Below are 19,591 nucleotides of genomic sequence, written 5' to 3' on the forward strand. Positions count from 1 at the left end.
CCTCAGAAGAACGTCCCGGAAAACGGTTGCGCACGAGTGGAGAACAACCCATCGAGACGGTCGATCGCGGCGACATCGTGCACGGTCAGCCGGCCGACCGACGCGAGATCGTGCCAGTTGGTCCCCCCGAGATAGGTGGTCGCCAGATCTGCGACATCGATCACGACGTCGGGCGGGCCGTCGTGCGCCTCCGCCCCCTTGGGACCGATCTCAAAGGTCGCGTTGTTGCGTGCGATCTGCCGGTCGGTGACGGCGACGACAACCGGCTCGTGGTCGCCGTAGGTGCGGGCGCGCAGCGCGGCCTCGACGTCGATCAAGCGCAACCAGGTCTCGTCGTGGACGTCGCCGAGCCGGACCGCACGCTGATCGGTCACCGCCAGCACCAGCGGATCGTCGAGTGCCACCGACGGCCAGTCGATGACATCGACCAGGTCGATGGACAGCAGATGGCGCCACAATCCCGCACGCGCAGGTGCGTCCAGTGCCACGATATCGACGATGGTGATCGTCTTCTGCCTGCTCTCGAACCACGTCTCGGTGTTCTCCGGCCGGTAGATCACGTAACCGTCGTCGATGCCGTCGGTGCTGTGCACCGCGGCGTAATGCGCGGTGGCACTCCACTCGCGCCGCAACTCCTGCAGGCGCCACCAGCCGGGTGGCCGGTCGATGGCACCGACCCGGTCGGCTCGCCGGTGAATGGCGTGGAGCACGTCGGTCGTCACCACGTCGTCCACCAGCCGGATCTCGCCTCCTCGCGGCACCGAATCACGAAGGGCTGCCCGGCGAACGTCGATCGTCATGTGCCTGCCGGCGGTGGCGATCCCGTAGCCGAAGCGTTCGTAGATCACCGCCTCGGATGCACGCAACGACGCCACCGGCTCACCGCGCCGGGCAATGTCGCGGAACTGTTCCTCGATGAGGCGGGTGACCACACCACGTCTGCGGTGCGTCGGCAGCACGCCGACGTGCGTCACCGCCGCATGCGGAATCCGTGCGCCGCCGGGGACCACGAGTGCACTCGAATACGAGTCAGCACCACCGATGAGTCGACCGCCGTCGAAGGCACCGAGATACCGTCCCGGCTCGGTGATCGTGGTGGCCTCGACGTCGGCGAATGGCAACCCGACCATCGACCGCAGAAACAGCCGGAAGGCCGCGTTGACTTCCTGCGCGCCGGACAGTGCACGAATCTCGATACTCACCGGTGCCACGTCTCCTGATGATCGCGGTGCGTGTGCAGGTAGGCACCATCCTTGAAGTGGTGATCGTAGAAGTCGGTGTCGAGGTGTTGTGCCTGAAGGTAATTCAGGATGTGTACCGTCGGGACCGTGCCGGGTATCTTGCCGAAGACATCGTCGACGTAGGCCACCTGACTGGTCAGCAGAGAGATGAAGCGTTCGTCGTACGGCGCGGCCGAGGCACGAACTCGGGCGCTGTCACTCCATGGGCCGGGGGTGCCGGGATGGAACGGCCCGCCCGCACCGAATTTCCGTTCGGTGAAACGGGCGACCGCGTCGGCGGCGTCGCGGACATGTGGACGCGACAGCGTCTCGAAGACCCCGGGCAGCCCCGTCGGATTCGGTAGCGACCACCGATCATCCTGTTGCACATGGAAACCCAGGCCGGGCACCTCCGGATCTCCGGAGGCGCCCAGGATGGACAGCCGGTCGATGCCGTCGAAGGTCCAGCCACCCAACCCGAGTGCACCCAGCACCAGATGCCCGTTGTAGGCGGCAGTGACGAGTTCGGCGCTGGCTTCGGCGAGGGTGTACTGCTCGACGAAGGACAAGGGGAACGGGTCGCCCGCGTGACGCAACGATGAATCGGTGCCGCCCGGTATGTCCCGTCCGTTGATGTCGTCGAAAATCCCGTATCCGTTCTGCAGAAAGAAGGCGAGATTGGCGATGAAGTGCTGCGCCAGATCGGCTACCGGGATCACCAGCAGGGAGCCGGGATGATTCGCGATCCAGGTGTTGTGTCCCTCCAGGTACGGCTCGGACCTGGGCAGGTGAATCCGGCTACCGGAGAGCCTGCGGTAGCGGGCGACCGTTTCCGCGAGCCAGGCCTCGACATCTGATTCCGATCCTCCGTCGCCCGGGGTGTCCGGGGGCGCCGCGTCGCGGCTCGACAGAAAGTAGGTGCCGGAATCGTCGGTGAAGAAGAACTCGGTGGTATGAAAGCCTGCCGCGGATGGGAAGGTGCGTCCCGCGGCCGAACCCGAATAGTTCGGCAGCGCAGGCGCATACCCGGGGTGGTGGCTGATCCCGAAGTGCCATCCGGTGACGCCGGTGATCGACGACAGCACGATGGCACGTTCGAGTTCGGACAGCGGCTGCACCGGCTTGCGGCTCGTGAAGGAGAGTTCGCCGTCGGGAATTCGCCCGCCCACCGGGAATCGCCGGGATCGTCGCCCCGTGATGGCGCCGATCAGCGGAAACCGTGTCAGACCGGCGAGCGCACGCCGTTCGTGCTCGGTGATCGTCAGCGGCGCGTTCGTTGAGCCGGTCATGCGGGCACGTCCGACCGCGCGTGGTCACGAATGTGCGTGGCGATCAGCCGTGCCACATCCCGGTGTGCCACCTCATTGAGGACATCATGTGCGGCGCCCTCGATGACTTCGATCCGTAAGTCCGGCAGGCGATCCCGCCAGGCGACGACACCATCGGAGGGCGCGATGGAATCCGCCTCGCCATGGACCGCCAGCACCGGAAGGTTCAGCTGCCCGAGATCGGTCTCGAATCGTTGCCAGGCAGGCGGGAAGACCCGTGCAAGCACCGACACCACGTCGGCCTCGGTGAACGCCAGCGGATCGTGGGTCACTTCATCGCGATAGAACGGATCGGCGGACAACGCGTCGAGGTCAAGAGCGAACGCCTCGCCATCCGGATTGCCGACGGCGTCGGACAACCACGGCAACGGTGACAGAGGGGCTCCCGAGATCACCACGGACGAGTACGCGCCCGGATCGTCGAGAGCAGTCAGCGCCGCACCGATACTGCCCAGCGAATGCCCGCCGATGGCCAACGGCAGATAGGCCGACCGTTCGGCGGCGAGCCCGGTCAGTAGTCGCGCATTCGCGACCACCGTCTCGAACGAGCCGACATCACCGCGCTCACCGTCGGACAACCCATGTCCCTGCTGGTCGAGCGCCCACAGCTCGATTCCGTGGGTACCGAGTTCGGCCGCGTAGCGGTGATAGAGACCCGAATGTTCTCCGAATCCATGCAGAAAGATCAACGCGGCGACCGGCGGATCGGCCGTCGACCAGTGCCGATAGAAGACACGGCCCCCGGTCCCGTCGAAGTAGGGCATATCGAAACTCCTGCTCCCAGATCTGATGACGTACGCGACTCTTCCGCGAAACAGGAGTCCACCCAACGGTTTCGCCCACCGAGATTGGTTATGGTCGGGTATGGCCGATCGCCTCCTGGACTTCCCGACCGACTGGCAGACCGCGCTCGTGCTGGTCGCCCACCCCGACGATCCCGAATACGGGATGGCAGCGGCCGTCGACCGCTGGACGAGCGAGGGACGCCGAGTGGTGTACGCCCTGGCCACCAGCGGCGAGGCGGGCATCGAGGGTCTCGCTCCCGCGGATTGCGGACCGTTGCGCGAGGACGAGCAACGCGCATCGGCGGCCGTCGTCGGTGTGACCGACGTCGAGTTCTGGGGATTCCCGGACAGTCACCTGGCCAACGATCGCGACCTCCGCGAGCGCATCGGGCAGACCATCGCCCGCATCGAACCCGATGTGGTCCTGTCCCTGTACGGCGGCCCCGAATGGGGGCCGGGACTACCGAATCAACGCGACCACATGGAGTTCTCGGCCGCGGTCCTCGACGCCTACGACGCGTTGCCCGATGACATCAAGCCCGCCCGGCTCTTCGAGAACGGACCGCACCCGACGCACGCCGTGGACATCACCGACCACATCGAGGCCGCGGTCCGTTCCCTCTCGGAGCACGATCGCTATCTGTCGGTGCTCAATCCGGATGTCCCGGTCGTCGAGCAGGCCCGCGCCGTGGTGGATATGACCACCGAGCCCCGACCCGACTTCGGCGGCGTACGCGCCAGTTGTTTCGAGCTCAAACGCGGCCCGCACTGACGGCGCTCAGGTCCGGATACCCACACAGAATTCACGAGAGAGGCGCACCGACTGGATAATCCAGTCGGTGCGCCTCTCCGGTAAAACCTGTGTGAGGTTACGAGATGTCAGCGTCCCGTCGTACCCAGCAGGGCCGGGATCAGACCCGCGAGCTGGTTGAGCAGATCGGTCAGCATGGTGCCGCCCGGGAGGGTGATGCCGCCCGGAAGTTCCACACCGCCGGGTGCGGGGGTGCTCGTCGACGGCGGCGTGGTGGTGGTACCGCTGTGCGGGGTACCACTCTGCGGGGTGCCGCTCTGGGGTGAACTGCCCTGCGGCGCAGATTGATTCACGCCGATCGCGATCTTCGGGTGCTTGGCCGGGTCCAGCCAGGTCAGCACCTTCTTCATGACGTCCTTCTCGATCGCCACGCATCCCTGGGTGGGCTGACCGTTGGTGACGTGCAGGAACATCGCCGAGGCCTTGCCCGGGGTGCGCTGCGGGTTGTGCGCCATGTTGACCGCGTAGTCGTAGACCTGTCCGGAGTCGTAGAGGTTCTCGCTGTCACCGCCGGGGCTCTTGGCCTGACGCACCATCGTGTTGTAGGTGGGCGACTTCATGTTCGAGTCCCACCAGTCCTGGCGGTCCACCTGCTTGTACGGCATCTTGGTGCCCGGGTTGGCGAGGCGACCGAAGGCCTGATCGAGAGGGAAGACGCCCTCGGGTGTGCGGTGCACGTTGTCCTTCGGCTCGCCGAGACCCAGCGATCCGAGATGGGCCTTGGTCGGTCCGATGACCGGCTTCCACGACTTGTCCGCGCCACGCTCGAACGCGGTCAGCGTCGCAGTCGTGTCGGTGGCCTTCGGCGCGGACACCACGATCATCTGACCGGTGTCGGCGTCCTTCTTGTCACCGCCTGTACTACCGGCGCCCGGAATGTTGCCGGCCAGCGTGTTCAGGAGTTCGTCGACCATCGGGATGCCGGTCGTCGGGAAGGCCGATTGCGCCGGTGCGGACGGGTTGCTGGGGGTCGTCGGCGTCGATGGGGTGCTCGGGGTTGTCGTGCCGGGTGCGGCCGCAGCCATCCCGGCCCCACCGACGAGCGCTCCGAGAAGAGCAATCGCCAGTAGTCCCAATAACCTCATACGCCTCATCTGTAACTTCAACACCACACCAGTGTGCCAGCGCGCAAGAGGGAATGAATCACGGGATGGTCACGGTGCCGCATGGATCGCATCAAGTAACTCACGTCACATCAACCACACCAGCCACAGGTATCGGTGCGCCGACCACACAGCACACCCCCGCGAATTCACCTCTCTAACGCGACGTCCACCGAGGTCGACGAGGTCTCACGTCGCGGGACCGTCAGTGAGACGGCAACGCAGCCAACAACGGCACCGGCTTCCATGCCGGATCAATCCGCACCGGATGGATCGCCGGGACCACTCCCGGTTCCGGGACCTCCACCAGCGGCGCCGGCCGGACCGGCGGCCCATACGCCACACCGAAGCCGGCCGGCGGGGCCAACGGTGCCGCCGTCAGAATCGGACGATTACCCAGCGGCTTCGTCAATGTCTGCGACTCCACCGAAGCATCGGTCGCCGGCACTGTGCAGGCGTCCTCGTCGAAGACGTACTCCATCGGACCGAATTCCAAGCGAGGCTCCAGCACCTGGCGCACCGCCACCACGATCGCATTCGTGTGCTCGTAGACATTCACAAAGGTCTGGCACCCACCCCGGTACGGATCCCCCTCCGTCTCCGGGAACACGAACGAGATGGTCAGCTCACTCGGATACACGTAGCCAACCAACTGTCCCGAGCCCACCTCGCGCGCGCCCGGCCGCGACGGCATCTGCGGCACGGTATACCTGGGCGCCGAATAGTCGCTCGTGCCCTTCGTCCGATCACCCGAGATGTCATCAGACAACGAGATTATCCAGAACACCAGGACGACCACCAGGATGATCGCGAACACACTACCCACCCGCTGCAGGGCGAACGCCGCCTCGCTCGGCTCATTGGCATCCGGATCCTTGAACTTCCAGCTCGCACCGATCTGCCATGCCGAGCGTGGATTGATGACCTGCCAGATCAGCAGCGGAACGACGACAACGGCGATCAGGACGACCAGAACGATCAGACCCACACCTGGCCTCCTCCGACGATCGAACAGTGCGTCGAGAATAATCGACTGTCCGCCACCGTCTTCCGAAGAAATGACAGACGAGCGCACAGAACACCCCGGCTCCCTCAGGAACCGGGGTGCCCCAACATCGCCCGCTCGCTACGCTCCCGGCGCGACAGCGCCCAACATCGCCCGCTCGCTACGCTCCCGGCGCGAATTCTTCCAGCATGTCGGTCACGAGTGCGGCGATCGGCGAACGCTCGCTACGGGTCAGGGTGATGTGCGCGAACAACGGGTGCCCCTTGAGCTTCTCGATGACCGCGGCCACGCCGTCGTGGCGACCGACCCGAAGGTTGTCCCGCTGCGCGACGTCATGGGTGAGGACGACCCGCGAACCGGAACCGAGCCGCGAGAGCACGGTCAGCAACACATTGCGTTCCAGTGACTGGGCCTCGTCGACGATGACGAACGAGTCGTGCAGCGAGCGGCCGCGAATGTGCGTGAGCGGCAACACTTCCAGCATGCCCCGGCTCAACACCTCTTCGATGACCTCCGGTGACGCGAGGCCCTCGAGAGTGTCGAAGACGGCTTGCGCCCACGGCCCCATCTTGTCGGACTCCGAACCGGGAAGATAGCCGAGCTGTTGTCCGCCAACGGCATACAGCGGACGGAACACCACGACCTTGCGCTGGGTCCGGCGCTCCAGCACCGCTTCCAGTCCGGCGCACAGGGCGAGCGCCGACTTGCCGGTGCCCGCCTTGCCACCGAGCGACACGATGCCCACGCTGTCGTCGAGCAGGAGATCGAGCGCCACACGCTGCTCGGCCGAGCGGCCGTGCAGGCCGAAGGCCTCCCGATCGCCGCGCACCAGTTGCACCTGCTTCTCCGGATTCACCCGGGCCAGCGCACTCGAACTGTTGCCGAGCAATCGGATTCCGGTGTGGCACGGCATATCCCGCGCCTCGTCCAGATCCACCACACCGTCGGCGAAGAGCTGGTCGATCATCGTCGAGTCGACGTCGAGCTCACTCATGCCGGACCAGCCCGACGTCACCACGTCCTGGGCGTGATACTCGTCGGCGGCCAGGCCGACGGCACCCGCCTTGACCCGCAGTGGGGTGTCCTTCGATACCAGCACCACATCCTTGCCCTCGGCGCGAAGATTCAACGCGCAGGCCAGGATTCGCGAGTCATTGGTCTCGGTGCGGAAGCCGGCGGGCAGTACCGAGGGATCGGTGTGGTTCAGCTCCACCTGGAGAGTGCCGCCGTCGTCGCCGATGGGGAACGGCACGTCGAGTCTGCCGTGCTCGAGACGCAGGTCGTCGAGCATCCGCAACGACTCGCGTGCGAACCAGCCGAGTTCGTGGTGGTGCCGTTTACCCTCGAGCTCGCCGATGACCACCAGCGGAAGAACCACATGATGTTCGGCGAAGCGCACTACCGCCCAGGGATCGGACAGCAGGACGGAGGTGTCGAGGACGTAGGTGCGTGTGGTCACGTAGGGCTCCTACAGGTTGTGCGGCACCCGCACACTCCGGTTGTAGCGCGACCGGCTGGTTCTCTGTCCGTTGCGGCTGGTCAGCCGGTACGGACGAGGACCGGGGCCGGTCCCCTCGCGTTGTCACACAGCACGATTCGAACCTCCCGGACGAACCGCTTCCCCGCGGTCCGTCACTCGCCAACGTACGCCGCCCCACGCCGGGCAGCGCGCTCATCGGGGTGTGTCGGCGTGAATTGTGCGTTAACGCGCGACTCGTCCGTCACCGCGCGGCGAAACACCGGACATAGCGCGGAAAACCGCCCTCCACCGGCGATCCGGCGACGTGGTTGTCGCCGGATTTCGGGGAAGGGCGGTTTTCGGGGAGGTGTGGGTCAGCGCCGGGCGAGAATCCGCTGACGCGCTGCCTCGGCATCGTCGGACAGCCCCTGCACCGACTCCAGCTTCAACTGGTCGATGAGGGTGGCCGCGATGGCCGAACGGGTCTCGTCGTTCTCGTACCCGGCGATCAGGGCACGCTCGGCGTCGAAGTCCGCGACGTCGTGACCGATCGGCTGGGTGTCGAGCTGGGTCAGCGCCTTGTCGAGGGCGATGACGGTCGCCTCCGGGTCAGCGACCAGACCCGTGTTCAGGAACGCACCGAAGGTCTTGGCCTGCAACGCATCGTCGGCCGCGATCTTCGCGAGGATCTGTGTGAACACGTCGTCGGTGACGATCGCCGACAGCTTCTCGACGAAGGCGACGGACTGGTTCTCGTGCACCGCCATCAGAGCGAGCACATCGAGCGCTCCGAGGTCCTTCACATCGTCGGTGTGCTGGAGGAAGCCTGCGGTCACATGAATGCGGCGACGTTCCTCGGCATCGACCGGGTCGATCGCGCGACGGACGACCAGGTAGTCGCGCAGGACGATCGCGTGACGATTGTCCTCCGCGGTCCACACGCCGACGAGCTGCCGCCAGTCGGAGAACGCCGGGAAATGCATGGCGATCACGCGATGGTAGGACGGCAGGTTGTCCTTGGTGAGCAACAGCGCCAGGACGGCCGCGCGGGCCTCGTCCGAGAGGGTCGATTCCGACGGATCCCAGTCCTCGCCACCGAGGAAGGAGAAGTTGCGTCCATCGGCCCACGGCACCCAGTCATGGGGATTCCATGGTGTCGCCGCGGCCTGATGGTCCTCGGCGATCTCCGGAAGCGCCTTTTCCAGCGCGATGATCAGCTCGTCGTCCGTCAATGCGTTCATCGCAGTCAGGATAGGCAATCACGCGACGCCATGGCCAATCCATGACGAAACCGGTTGTCGACCCGCGGATGAGCCACTCAGATGCGGCTCATCAACCCCCACTCCTCCAGGCCGTCGTACAGCGGGAAGTCGAGCGCGAGGCGCGACACGCGGCCACGAAGGGCGGCCACGTCGGCATCCTGACCGGCTGCCAGCGCGGTGCCGATGATGTCGGCGACCTCGGTGAACTGCTCGTCGCCGAACCCGCGGGTGGCCAGTGCCGGGGTACCGATGCGCAGGCCGGAGGTGACCATCGGCGGGCGCGGATCGAAGGGCACCGCATTGCGGTTGACGGTGATGCCGACCTGATGCAGCAGGTCTTCGGCCTGCTGACCGTCGAGGGCCGAGTCGCGCAGGTCGACCAGCACGAGATGCACATCGGTGCCGCCGGTGAGCACCGAGACGCCGGCCTTCGCGACGTCGGCGCCGGTGAGCCGGTCGGCGAGGATCTTCGCACCGGACAGGGTGCGCTCCTGGCGTTCCTTGAACTCCTCGGTGCCCGCGATCTTGAGAGCCACCGCCTTGCCCGCGATGACATGCATCAGCGGACCGCCCTGCTGGCCGGGGAACACCGCGGAGTTGAGCTTCTTGGCCCACTCCTGCTTGGCCAGGATGATGCCGGACCGCGGGCCGCCCAGTGTCTTGTGCACGGTCGACGACACGACATCCGAGTGCGGCACGGGGCTGGGGTGCAGTCCGGCGGCGACCAGACCGGCGAAGTGCGCCATATCCGTCCACAGGTAGGCGCCCACCTCGTCGGCGATCGACCGGAACGCCTCGAAGTCCAGGGTGCGCGGGTACGCCGACCAGCCGGCGACGATCACCTTCGGCTTGGTGTCGAGGGCGATCTTGCGCACCTCGTCCATGTCGACGCGGAAGTCCTCCTTGCTGACCCCGTAGAAGGCGTTCTCGTAGAGCTTGCCCGAGAAGTTCAGGCGCATGCCGTGGGTGAGATGACCGCCGTGCGCGAGGTCGAGACCGAGCATCGTCTCCCCCGGCTCCATCAGTGCCTGCAGCACCGCCGCGTTGGCCTGGGCACCCGAATGCGGCTGCACGTTCGCGAAGTCGGCGCCGAAGAGCTCCTTCGCACGAGTGCGTGCGATGTCCTCGACGACGTCGACGAATTCGCAGCCGCCGTAGTACCGGCGTCCCGGGTAACCCTCGGCGTACTTGTTGGTGAGCACGCTGCCCTGTGCCTGCAGCACGGCCCGCGGCACGAAGTTCTCCGACGCGATCATCTCCAGCGTGTCGCGCTGACGGCTCAGCTCACCGTTCATGGCGGCGGCGACGTCGGGGTCCAGATCGGCGAGGGACATCGAGTTGACGGACGACGGGTTCTCGGTCATATCGGCAATTCTATGGTGCAGGTGCACCGGCAACGATCTCGGCTCTCACCTGCGCGGGCGTGAGTGGTTCGTCGAGGAGACGACCGAAACGCTCGAGGCGGCCGGAGTCCGGCACCTGATCGAGCCATTCGCCGAGCAACCGGTACCCCTCGACATAGGTGGAGATGTAGGCGCGCCACAGCGGCGAGGTCAGGAATCGGAGCATGTGCCGCGCCCGCTCGCCCGGCACCAGCAGCCAGCGCCGCAGGAATTCGGCGACGTCGTCGGCGTCGGCATGCCGGTCGTGGAGCATCAGCGCCGCGTCCTGACGCACCGCGAGCAAACCGGCCCGCGCACGTCCGAGCCGTTCGGCGCGTTCACCGTCGAAGCGCAGGCCGAGGTCGGCGAAGATCTCCTGCGCCCAGGCACCCCAGCCGGGACCGATGGCGGCGCCCAGCGCATGATCGGCGAGGCCCTCGGCCATCAGGCACTGCGGTGTATTGACCAGGAAGATGGTCTGCTCACGCTGACCGCCGCCGACGAGGATCTCCTCCTTGCGGCAGTGCTCGGTGTGGTGGCCGGGATAGGACTCGTGTGCGATCAGGTGCGGGATGTTCGACATGTACTGCGGCAGATCGACATTCACGGCAACGCGTGACCGGTATCCGCCGAGGTAATAGTTGAAGCCGGACCACGGTTTGTCGGTGACGATCTCGTAGTCGACGACCTCGCCCGGCGGCAGCGGGTAGGTCGCCCGCACCCGATCCCGCAGTGCGCCACTGAATTCGCGGACGCAGTCGCGCACCCGGTCGGCCGGGATCTGCTGGGTCTTCCAGAAGGCGTCATAGGCGTCGGCGAGCGCGGCACCGCTCGCCCCCGGCACCTCGAGGACTTCGGCGATCTCGGCGTGCGCCGCCGCATAGACCGCTTCGTCGCCGGGCGCGATGTCGACGTCGAAGTAGGCGCGTACCTCGTCGACGAAACCGATGTCCTCGCCTGCCAACGTGCGTCCGGAACATTCCAGTGCGGCAAGATGAGCGCGCAGGAACTCGGTTCGTTGGGCACCGAGGCCCGCTCCCGGGAGTTCGGTCTGCAGGACCCGGGCACGCGCGGCCAGATCGGCGGGGCGCGGCGCCGGACCGTCGGCGACCTCCGCGCGCAGCGCCGGATCCCCGGTGTAGGCGTCGACGAATCCCTCCTCGACACGGTCGAAGGCCAGGCCGAGGCGCAGGTAGTCGTCGATGATCGATGCTTCCGAACCCATGGCGAGGACGCTACTCCGCCGACGGCGCTCACTCACCGCGCTCCCCGTGGCCACTCGCCTCCTCTTCTCCGACGTTCCCTAAGCTGTATCCATGGCACGGCACACGACGGGGCGCGACCCCAGTCTGTACCTGGAGCTGGACCGACGGCAGTGGCGTGACCTGCGCGAATCCATGCCGATGGTGCTGAACGAGGCCGAACTCGACAAACTTGTCGGCCTCGGCGAACAGGTGGACCTCGACGAGGTCGCCGACGTCTACCTGCCTCTGTCGCGTCTCATCCATCTCCAGGTCGCCGCCCGCCAACGGCTGTTCGCCGCGACCTCGACCTTCCTCGGTGAGCGGCAGACGAGCCGTCAGGTGCCGTTCGTGATCGGCATCGCGGGCAGTGTGGCCGTGGGCAAGTCGACCACCGCCCGCGTGCTCGCGGCATTGCTCGCCCGGTGGGAGTCGCATCCGAAGGTCGATCTGGTCACCACCGACGGATTCCTGCTGCCGACCGCCGAACTCGAACGCCGGGGCATCATGCACCGCAAGGGTTTTCCCGAATCCTACGACCGCCGCGGCCTGCTGCGGTTCGTCACCGAGGTGAAGTCGGGTGCCCGCGAGGTGACCGCACCGGTCTACTCGCATCTGACCTACGACATCGTGCCGGATGTGCAGTATTACGTCCGCCAGCCGGATATCCTGATCCTCGAGGGGCTCAACGTCCTGCAAACCGGTCCGACGCTGATGGTGTCGGATCTCTTCGACTTCTCCATCTACGTCGACGCCAAGACCCGCGACATCGAGCAGTGGTACATCTCGCGGTTCCTGCAGATGCGCACCGGCTCGTTCGCCGACCCCAACTCCCACTTCCACCACTACGCGTCGCTCACCGACGACCAGGCGCGTGCCGCCGCCCGCGACATCTGGACATCGATCAACCGGCCGAACCTCATCGAGAACATCCTGCCCACGCGCCCACGGGCCACCCTGGTGCTGCGCAAGGATTCCGATCACTCGATCAACCGGGTGCGCCTCCGGAAGCTGTGAACGTCGGGTCTCGATACGCGGTGGGCTCGCTACGCTCGCACACCGCTACTCGACCAGCGAGGAGTGACTGCTCCGCCGGTCGAGTCGCCCACCGGTGTGGAGTGAGTGCACCACCGGCGAGTCGCCCACCAGCGAGGAGTGCACCGCCGGTCGAGTCGCCCACCGGCGTGGAGTGAGTGCACCACCGGCGAGTCGCCCACCAGCGAGGAGTGCACCGCCGGTCGAGTAGCCCGCGAGCGCAGCGAGCGTGCGTATCGAGACCCGAGACTACGACCGCAGTGTTCGCTCGTCGAGGCCCGCCGGGTAGCGGCCGCTGATCGCGATCCGGTTCCAGGCGTTGATCATCACGATCGAGGCGATCACCTGACCGAGTTCGAACTCGTCGAAAACCTGTGCCGCCCTGTCGAATACCTCCTGCGGCACCCCCTCCTCACCGAGCCTCGTGACATACTCGGTGAGTTCGATTGCCGCGCACTCCCTCTCGGTGAACAGGTGCCTCGCCTCATGCCACAGGGCCACCATGCCGAGCCGGATCGGATCCAGCCCGGCCCGCAGCGCATCGGACAGATGCATGTGCAGGCAGTACGCGCAGCCGTTGATCTGTGACGCGCGGATGCGAATGTACTCCGACATGGCGGGCTCCAGACCTTCGGCCGAGGCACGCTGCAACGCGATGAGCGCCTTGTACACCTGCGGGTTCCCGCGCGGCATCCACATCCGTCGTGTGTCCGGAAAGGACTGTCCGTCAGAGGTTTCCAGGGTTGCGGTGTCGGTCATGACGGGTATTCCCTCTCCAGCCATCCGGCCAGGTTCGTCGGTGCGATGATGGTGGCCGGGCCGGTGGGGACGAGTCCGCCGTCGCGGACCGCGGCGCCTCCGACGGGCAGCCCGACGACCCAGCGGGGCGAGCCCTTCCGATGCGCGATGGCCCGGGCGACATCGGCGAGATCCAGGACGTCGGGACCCGCCACCTCGACATCACCCGCAGGCTCGGTCACCGCGTCGGCGAGCGCTGTCCCGGCGTCGGCTGCCGAGAGCGGCTGGCATCGCATATGCGGAACACCGGCTACCGGGCCGAGGCTCGCGGTGCCGAGCATCGTCGCGGCCAACTCGTACCACTGCGCGGAGCGGAACAGCGCAGCCCGATCGCCCAAGGCCTCACGGTACGTCTTCTCCTGGGCCGCTTTGCCTTGGTAGTAGCCGAATTTCGCGTTCACCGCCGGATCGGCCGCATTGATGATCGACACGCAGACCACCCGCTGAACACCCGCCGCATCGGCCGCCGCGGAGACGTTGCGTGCCACCGTGGTGAAGAAGTCGACCGCGGTCTTCGCCCGCATGGTGAGTTTGTTCATGCAGTCGACCACGACGGTCGCCCCGTCGAAGGCCTCGGCGAGGCCCGCGCCGGTGACGGCGTCGACCCCGGTCGAACGGTGGGCAGCCACCACGTCGACGCCGCGTTCGGTGAGCCGGTCGGTGAGTTCACGGCCTATCCGGCCACTCGCTCCCAGGACCACGACACTCATCGGAACTCCTCTCGTTTGATGTCCTGAGCTGAGATTACTGCCGAATTGATTCAGGAAAGTGGTTCAATTCGACTATGAATTCGTGGGCCAATTCGGGCGCGGACGATCCGTGGGCGGCGCTCGCCCAGCGCTTGGGCACCGACTTGTATCTGGACCTGCAGCCCGAACCCGGTGCCGGTCCACGAGGGCGGAGTGGTCGACGGCGCCGCGATCTGGCCGAAGCGCTCCGTGCCGCCGTCGACGACGGCAGGCTGCCTCCCGGAACCACACTGCCGCCGTATCGGTCGCTGGCCGTCGACGTCGGACTGGCCCGCGGCACGGTCGCTTCCGTCTATCAGGAACTGATCGCCGAGGGACGGCTCACCGCCACCCGGGGATCCGGTACCCGGGTCGCAGACATCGCGCGACCGGACAGTCCACGCACCGTGGCCGCTCCGGCACCGGCGCAGGTGGTGCGTCACGATTTCGCACTGGGACAACCGAATCCGTCGCTGTTTCCCCGCGCGGACTGGATCGCCGCCACCCGCCGGGCCATCGGGTCGGCCGCGGATCGCGACTTCGGCCCCGGCGACCCGCGCGGACACCAGCGACTCCGGCGCTCGCTGGCGGGCTACCTGGCCCGGGCACGCGGACTGCGCGTCGATCCGGACCGGATCGTGATCACCACGTCGGTATTGCACATCATGTCGTTGTTGTCCGCCAACGTCTTCGGTGATGCGGTGGCCGTCGAAAGCCACGGGCTCCCCCTGCACCGGATGACGATCGAGCAGTCCGGTACCGCCACATCCCCGATCGATATCGACCACAACGGCGCCCGCGTCGCCGAGATCCCGCCGGAGGCATCTGCAGTCATCCTCACCCCTAGCCATCAGTACCCGTTCGGATCAGCACTCTCGCCGGACCGTCGACTGTCGGCCATCGAATGGGCAACGGATACCGGTGGTTTCATCGTCGAGGACGATTACGACGGCGAACTCAGGTACGACCGGTCCCCCGTCGGCGCGGTGCAGGCCCTCGGACCCGATGAGGTGATCTACACGGGCTCGGTGAGCAAGAGCCTGTCACCCGCACTGCGCATCGCGTGGCTGGTCCTGCCGGAGCGGCTGGTGGATGCCGTTGTCGCGGTAAAGGGCCCGCGCGAACCCGATGCGAGCATCGTCGATCAGCTCGTCCTCGCCGAACTCATCGACTCGGGTGGGTACGACAAACACATTCGCCGGAGCCGGCAGCATTACCGACGGACCCGGGACCGATTCATCGCGCGCCTCGCCGAATCCGACCTACACGTCCCGGGCATAGCCGCCGGACTACATGCCGTCATCGAGATACCCACCGACACGGAGCCGGCGATCGCGGCAGGCGCCCACGCCGAGGGTTTCCGGCTCGCGCCGCTGTCGCTCTTCCGGCATCCCGACGCCGCCCCGCCGGGCGATCATGGTGGCATCGTGGCCGGATTCGCGTCGCCCGCCGCGTCGACCTGGTCGGCCGACGTCGATGCGCTGATCGCACTCATCCGCCGACACCTCGACCGGCACTGAGAGGCTACTTGCCGAATCGTCTGGTGCGCGCGGAGAAGTCACGCAGGGCACGCAGGAAGTCGACGTGCCGGAACTCGGGCCAATACGCCTCGGTGAACCAGATCTCCGAATAGGCGCTCTGCCACAGCAGGAATCCGGACAATCGTTGCTCACCCGACGTCCGGATCACCAGGTCGGGATCGGGCTGGCCGCGGGTGTACAGATTCTCGTCGATGGCCTCGACGGTGACCGCATCGACCAACTGCTCGCCGCTGTCACCGGCCGCGAGCCGACCGCGCAGGAGCGACTGCACCGCGTCGACGATCTCCTGCCGGCCGCCGTAGCCGACCGCCACGTTGACGTTCATCGCCGCCCGGTCACTGGTCCGCTCGGACGCCGTCCGCAACCGCTCGGCGACCGCGTCCGGTAGTTGGTTCAGGCTTCCGACGATCCGCACCCGCCAGGTGCCGGTGGGCGCCGAGATCTCGTCGACGATCGCGGGGACGATCTCCATCAGCGCGTCGAGTTCGTCGGATGCGCGGTGCAGATTCTCGGTCGACAGCAGATAGATCGTCACCGTGCGAATGCCCAGCTCGGAACACCAGGTGAGCATGTCGGCGATCCGCTGCGCCCCGACCCGGTGGCCGTGACTCACATCGTCGAAACCGGCCTCTTTCGCCCAGCGCCGATTGCCGTCGCAGATGATCGCCACATGATGCGGCAGCTTGTCGGTGTCGAGCGTCTGGATCAGACGGCGCTCGTACACGCTGAGCATCGGGCGGCGCAGCCGATCGGGAAGAAGTTTCATCGCGCATGATCCTATCGGCTGACAAGTTACGGTACCGTAGGTTACGTGAGCTCCGAGGTCGACGACCAGGCCAAAACGGTCAAACCGCGCCTGCGTGGCGTCATCCACCAGTATTCCGCGTACGTCGCGGTGATCGCGGGTATCGCGGTCGTCACCGGCGCGGCGATACTGCGCGGTACCGGCGCCGCCCTGGCCTGCGCCGTCTACGCGCTCACCGTCTTCGGGGTGTTCGCGGTGAGCGCGACGTATCACCGCATCCACTGGAACACCGAACACATCCGCGCGCGCATGAAGCGTGCCGATCACTCGATGATCTTCCTGTTCATCGCGGGCACCTACACGCCGTTCTGCGCCCTGGCGCTGCCGTCGCCGGTCCGCTGGTGGGTGCTGGGCGTCGTGTGGGCGGGTGCGCTCGCCGGAGTCACCCTCAAGGTCATCCGGCCGGGTCCCCGATGGCTCGGTGTGGTGCTGTACATCCTGCTCGGCTGGGTCATCGTCGTGGTGGCTCCGGCACTCGTCGAGCACGCCGGCTACGCGGTGATGATTCTCCTGGCGCTGGGCGGTGTGGCCTACAGCGTCGGCGGCATCCTGTACGCCTCGCGCTGGCCCGATCCGTGGCCCGCGACGTTCGGTCACCACGAGGTCTTCCACGCCTGCACCGCGGTGGCCGCGCTGCTGCACTACATAGCCGTGTGGCTGGTCCTGGTCCAGTGACCGGGCGGGCTCGACGTCCGCTCACGGCAGCCCGACGCCGCCCTCCGCGGAATCATGCCGCCGACAGCAGCACGGCCACCCCGACTCGTGCAGTCGGCGCGATTGTGGGGACATGACCGATGACACGACTTCGCCCCCACTCCGACGGCGCACCTCCGAGTCCTTGCTCGAGCGCCGCGTCCTGCTCCTCGACACCGCTCTCGACGACGAGATCGGCAGCATCCTCTGTGCCCAGCTGACGTTGCTGTCGGCGGACGATCCCACCACCGACATCGCCCTGTGGATCAATTCCCCGGGCGGATCGGTCCCGGCGATGCTCGCGATCCGCGACACCATGCGTCTCATCCCGAACGACGTCTCCACGGTGGCACTCGGAATGGCGTACAGCGCAGGCCAATTCCTGCTGTGCAGCGGCACCCACGGCAAGCGGTACCTGCTCCCGCACGCGAAAGTCCTTCTGCACCAGGGTTCCGCCGGGATCGGCGGATATGCACCGGACATCGAACTGCAGGCCGACGACCTGCGCGCGGTGCGCGACACCGTCCTGGCGATCATCGCCGAAGAGACCGGCACTCCACCCGAGCAGGTGTTCGCGGACTCCCTGCGTGATCACGTCTTCAGCGCGGCCGAGGCACTCGACTACGGGTTCGCCGATCACATCGTCGCCGACATCGGGCAGATACGTCCGAGAGCCGACACCACCACCACCGGATTCGGGGTGACCCGATGAGCTATCCGATCCCCAATGTCCTGAAGCGAAGCCCACAGGGTGACCGGGTGATGGACGTCTACAGCCGACTGCTCGAGGACCGGATCATCTACCTGGGCACGGAGATCGACGACGGTGTCGCGAATGCGCTGATCGCGCAGATCCTGCACCTGGATTCGGACAATCCGGAGGCCCCGATCGACCTGTACATCAATTCCACCGGAGGGTCGGTGATGGCGACCTTCGCGCTCTACGACACCATGCGCTACTGCCACGCCCCCATCTCGACAATCTGTGTGGGACAAGCACTCTCGTCGACCGCACTACTGCTGGCCGCCGGTACGCCGGGTCGCCGTTCGGTACTGCCGCACGCGCGGGTCCTGCTGCATCAGCCGTCGGGGCAGGGCCGCGGCACCATCCCCGATCTGATCCTCGCGGCCGAGGAGATCCTCCGCGTGCGCGGGGAAATCGAGAAGGCACTGAGCCTGCACACCGGGCAGGACGTGGAGAGGCTGCGCCACGACACCGACCGCGACCGCGTGTTGCGGGCCGAGGAGATCGTCGCCTACGGCCTCGCGGACCGGATCATCGACATTCGGACGTGAGACCGGTCAGGCGGCGAGCGCCAGCGGCCCGCGGCGGGTCGTCGCGGACGGAGCCACCGCCCGCGGTCCCGTCCCGAGCAACACCGGCGTGGCCGCCTGCCGATATAGTTCGCGCCCGGCCTCCGCGGTGAGGTCTGCCAGGGTGAGGCCGAGCGCTCCGGACACCGCGGCGAGCACCTCCGACGACGCATCCTTGCGTCCGCGTTCGATCTCGGACAGGTACTGACTCGACACCCCCGCCCGACGGGCCGTCTCGACCAGCCGTTCACCCACGTCATGCCGGCGCCGGCGCAGAATCCGGCCGGTCACCTCGCGCCACAGCGGCTCGGGCTGCTCGCCACCGGCACGACGCACGGCGCCGCGCCATCCCGCGGAGGACGGTTGTGCGTCGGTGAGTGGATCGGCCATGTCCCGATGGTAGGTCCGCGGGTGCGGCCACAACCGATTCTTCTGCTGTGAGCAGAACCGTTAGCATGTCCGGGTGACCCCGGACGTCCGCACACCGCGCCAGATCCGCGGATGTGGAGTGGGCATCACCACGGCGATCACCTCAATCATCGCGCATTCCCTCGGGCACGGCGCGCTGCCCGGCCCGGATGCACTCGCGATTCTCGTCGCGGTGTCCGCCGCCTTCGGCTGGTGGGTGTCGACGCGATCCCCGGGAACCGGACTCCTGCCGATCGCGGCATTCCTGGCCGGCGGGCAGGTGATCGGGCACCTGACGCTGACCGTGCTCGCCGGAGCCGGCCACGCGGCCATGCCGTCGACACTCATGCTGACGATGCACGCACTGGCCACCGTCATGGCCGCGGTGACGACCCGGGCGTTCGAGTCGTCCTTCGCCGTCGTGCTGAACACGATCATCGACGTTCTGCGACGCTACGAACCCGCGGCCGTCTCCGGTCCCCGCACCTGGACGTCACTGCCCACCGACGACCGCGACGAACGCAGCGATCGGTGGACACTGCGCTCGATGCCGCGACGCGGTCCGCCCGCACGGACCGCGGTTCACCCTCACCTTCTCTGACCCGGATCGGCGGTGCCGATCGGGTCGGCTCCTCTGCGTGTGCCCGTCCGCGAGACCTCGTGTGCACGAGC

20 protein-coding genes are annotated in these 19,591 nt (G+C 66.9%); 7 read left to right on the forward strand and 13 right to left on the reverse strand.

Going from position 1 to position 19,591, the window contains the following annotated elements; translation table 11 throughout:
• Positions 1-2 precede the first annotated feature (2 nt).
• Genes AC4JJG_RS01160 through AC4JJG_RS01170 form a run of 3 tightly spaced genes read right to left on the reverse strand, consistent with a single transcriptional unit; the run spans position 3 to position 3,312 of the window.
• Positions 3-1,202, reverse strand: coding sequence for a GNAT family N-acetyltransferase (locus AC4JJG_RS01160; protein ID WP_495399344.1), 1,200 nt, complete (start codon positions 1,200-1,202; stop codon positions 3-5).
• The gene (locus AC4JJG_RS01165; RefSeq protein WP_495399343.1) at positions 1,199-2,509 is read right to left on the reverse strand and encodes a hypothetical protein; all 1,311 of its coding nucleotides are present in this window, start codon (positions 2,507-2,509) and stop codon (positions 1,199-1,201) included. The genes AC4JJG_RS01160 and AC4JJG_RS01165 overlap by 4 nt, the downstream gene beginning before the upstream one ends.
• The gene (locus AC4JJG_RS01170) at positions 2,506-3,312 is read right to left on the reverse strand and encodes an alpha/beta fold hydrolase (protein WP_495399342.1); all 807 of its coding nucleotides are present in this window, start codon (positions 3,310-3,312) and stop codon (positions 2,506-2,508) included. The genes AC4JJG_RS01165 and AC4JJG_RS01170 overlap by 4 nt, the downstream gene beginning before the upstream one ends.
• 100 nt (positions 3,313-3,412) lie before the next feature.
• On the opposite strand from AC4JJG_RS01170, the gene AC4JJG_RS01175 reads away from it, so the two are divergent.
• On the forward strand, positions 3,413-4,105 hold the full coding sequence (locus AC4JJG_RS01175) for a PIG-L deacetylase family protein (protein ID WP_495399341.1): 693 nt from the start codon (positions 3,413-3,415) through the stop codon (positions 4,103-4,105).
• Positions 4,106-4,212: 107 nt separating this feature from the next.
• On the opposite strand, the gene AC4JJG_RS01180 is transcribed toward AC4JJG_RS01175, so the two are convergent.
• The 6 genes from AC4JJG_RS01180 to AC4JJG_RS01205 form a co-directional block, all read right to left on the reverse strand.
• Positions 4,213-5,229 (reverse strand): L,D-transpeptidase family protein, encoded by a 1,017-nt coding sequence (locus AC4JJG_RS01180; protein WP_495399340.1) that lies wholly within the window; start codon positions 5,227-5,229, stop codon positions 4,213-4,215.
• Positions 5,230-5,452: 223 nt separating this feature from the next.
• Entirely contained in the window at positions 5,453-6,235 is a 783-nt protein-coding gene (locus AC4JJG_RS01185) for a DUF6199 family natural product biosynthesis protein (RefSeq protein WP_495399339.1), read from the reverse strand.
• A gap of 178 nt (positions 6,236-6,413) precedes the next feature.
• Complete coding sequence (phoH2, locus tag AC4JJG_RS01190; protein ID WP_495399338.1) at positions 6,414-7,712, reverse strand: RNA 5'-3' helicase PhoH2; 1,299 nt, start codon at positions 7,710-7,712, stop codon at positions 6,414-6,416.
• Between the two features lie 374 nt (positions 7,713-8,086).
• A complete protein-coding gene (locus tag AC4JJG_RS01195; protein ID WP_495399337.1) occupies positions 8,087-8,953 on the reverse strand; it encodes an acyl-ACP desaturase in 867 nt (288 codons plus the stop codon).
• 77 nt (positions 8,954-9,030) lie between these two features.
• Positions 9,031-10,338, reverse strand: coding sequence for a serine hydroxymethyltransferase (gene glyA, locus AC4JJG_RS01200; protein ID WP_495399336.1), 1,308 nt, complete (start codon positions 10,336-10,338; stop codon positions 9,031-9,033).
• A 10-nt stretch (positions 10,339-10,348) separates the two neighbouring features.
• Positions 10,349-11,581 carry a DUF885 domain-containing protein gene (locus AC4JJG_RS01205; RefSeq protein ID WP_495399335.1) on the reverse strand — a complete coding sequence of 411 codons (1,233 nt, stop codon included), beginning with the start codon at positions 11,579-11,581 and terminating at the stop codon, positions 10,349-10,351.
• Between the two features lie 91 nt (positions 11,582-11,672).
• Between AC4JJG_RS01205 and coaA the strand changes: the two genes are divergently transcribed.
• The gene (coaA, locus tag AC4JJG_RS01210; RefSeq protein ID WP_495399334.1) at positions 11,673-12,614 is read left to right on the forward strand and encodes a type I pantothenate kinase; all 942 of its coding nucleotides are present in this window, start codon (positions 11,673-11,675) and stop codon (positions 12,612-12,614) included.
• A 267-nt stretch (positions 12,615-12,881) separates the two neighbouring features.
• Here coaA and AC4JJG_RS01215 read toward each other — a convergent pair whose 3' ends face one another.
• Both AC4JJG_RS01215 and AC4JJG_RS01220 read right to left on the reverse strand, forming a co-directional pair.
• Entirely contained in the window at positions 12,882-13,391 is a 510-nt protein-coding gene (locus AC4JJG_RS01215; RefSeq protein WP_495399333.1) for a carboxymuconolactone decarboxylase family protein, read from the reverse strand.
• Positions 13,388-14,140 carry an SDR family oxidoreductase gene (locus AC4JJG_RS01220; RefSeq protein WP_495399332.1) on the reverse strand — a complete coding sequence of 251 codons (753 nt, stop codon included), beginning with the start codon at positions 14,138-14,140 and terminating at the stop codon, positions 13,388-13,390. Before AC4JJG_RS01220 ends, AC4JJG_RS01215 begins: the two co-directional genes overlap by 4 nt.
• 74 nt (positions 14,141-14,214) lie before the next feature.
• Between AC4JJG_RS01220 and pdxR the strand changes: the two genes are divergently transcribed.
• Positions 14,215-15,678 (forward strand): MocR-like pyridoxine biosynthesis transcription factor PdxR, encoded by a 1,464-nt coding sequence (gene pdxR / locus AC4JJG_RS01225; RefSeq protein WP_495399331.1) that lies wholly within the window; start codon positions 14,215-14,217, stop codon positions 15,676-15,678.
• Between the two features lie 4 nt (positions 15,679-15,682).
• Here pdxR and AC4JJG_RS01230 read toward each other — a convergent pair whose 3' ends face one another.
• Positions 15,683-16,465, reverse strand: a complete 783-nt coding sequence (locus tag AC4JJG_RS01230; protein ID WP_495399330.1) for an isoprenyl transferase — start codon at positions 16,463-16,465, stop codon at positions 15,683-15,685.
• A 45-nt stretch (positions 16,466-16,510) separates the two neighbouring features.
• Between AC4JJG_RS01230 and trhA the strand changes: the two genes are divergently transcribed.
• The 3 genes from trhA (at position 16,511) to AC4JJG_RS01245 (ending at position 18,493) form a co-directional block, all read left to right on the forward strand.
• Positions 16,511-17,179, forward strand: coding sequence for a PAQR family membrane homeostasis protein TrhA (trhA, locus tag AC4JJG_RS01235; RefSeq protein WP_495399329.1), 669 nt, complete (start codon positions 16,511-16,513; stop codon positions 17,177-17,179).
• 112 nt (positions 17,180-17,291) lie between these two features.
• The gene (locus AC4JJG_RS01240; protein WP_495399328.1) at positions 17,292-17,909 is read left to right on the forward strand and encodes a ClpP family protease; all 618 of its coding nucleotides are present in this window, start codon (positions 17,292-17,294) and stop codon (positions 17,907-17,909) included.
• A complete protein-coding gene (locus AC4JJG_RS01245; RefSeq protein ID WP_495399327.1) occupies positions 17,906-18,493 on the forward strand; it encodes a ClpP family protease in 588 nt (195 codons plus the stop codon). Before AC4JJG_RS01240 ends, AC4JJG_RS01245 begins: the two co-directional genes overlap by 4 nt.
• A 6-nt stretch (positions 18,494-18,499) precedes the next feature.
• Here AC4JJG_RS01245 and AC4JJG_RS01250 read toward each other — a convergent pair whose 3' ends face one another.
• Complete coding sequence (locus tag AC4JJG_RS01250; RefSeq protein WP_495399326.1) at positions 18,500-18,901, reverse strand: helix-turn-helix domain-containing protein; 402 nt, start codon at positions 18,899-18,901, stop codon at positions 18,500-18,502.
• A gap of 73 nt (positions 18,902-18,974) precedes the next feature.
• Between AC4JJG_RS01250 and AC4JJG_RS01255 the strand changes: the two genes are divergently transcribed.
• Positions 18,975-19,520, forward strand: coding sequence for a hypothetical protein (locus AC4JJG_RS01255; protein ID WP_495399325.1), 546 nt, complete (start codon positions 18,975-18,977; stop codon positions 19,518-19,520).
• Positions 19,521-19,591 lie beyond the last annotated feature (71 nt).

The organism is Gordonia sp. B8661-1 (assembly GCF_059427765.1).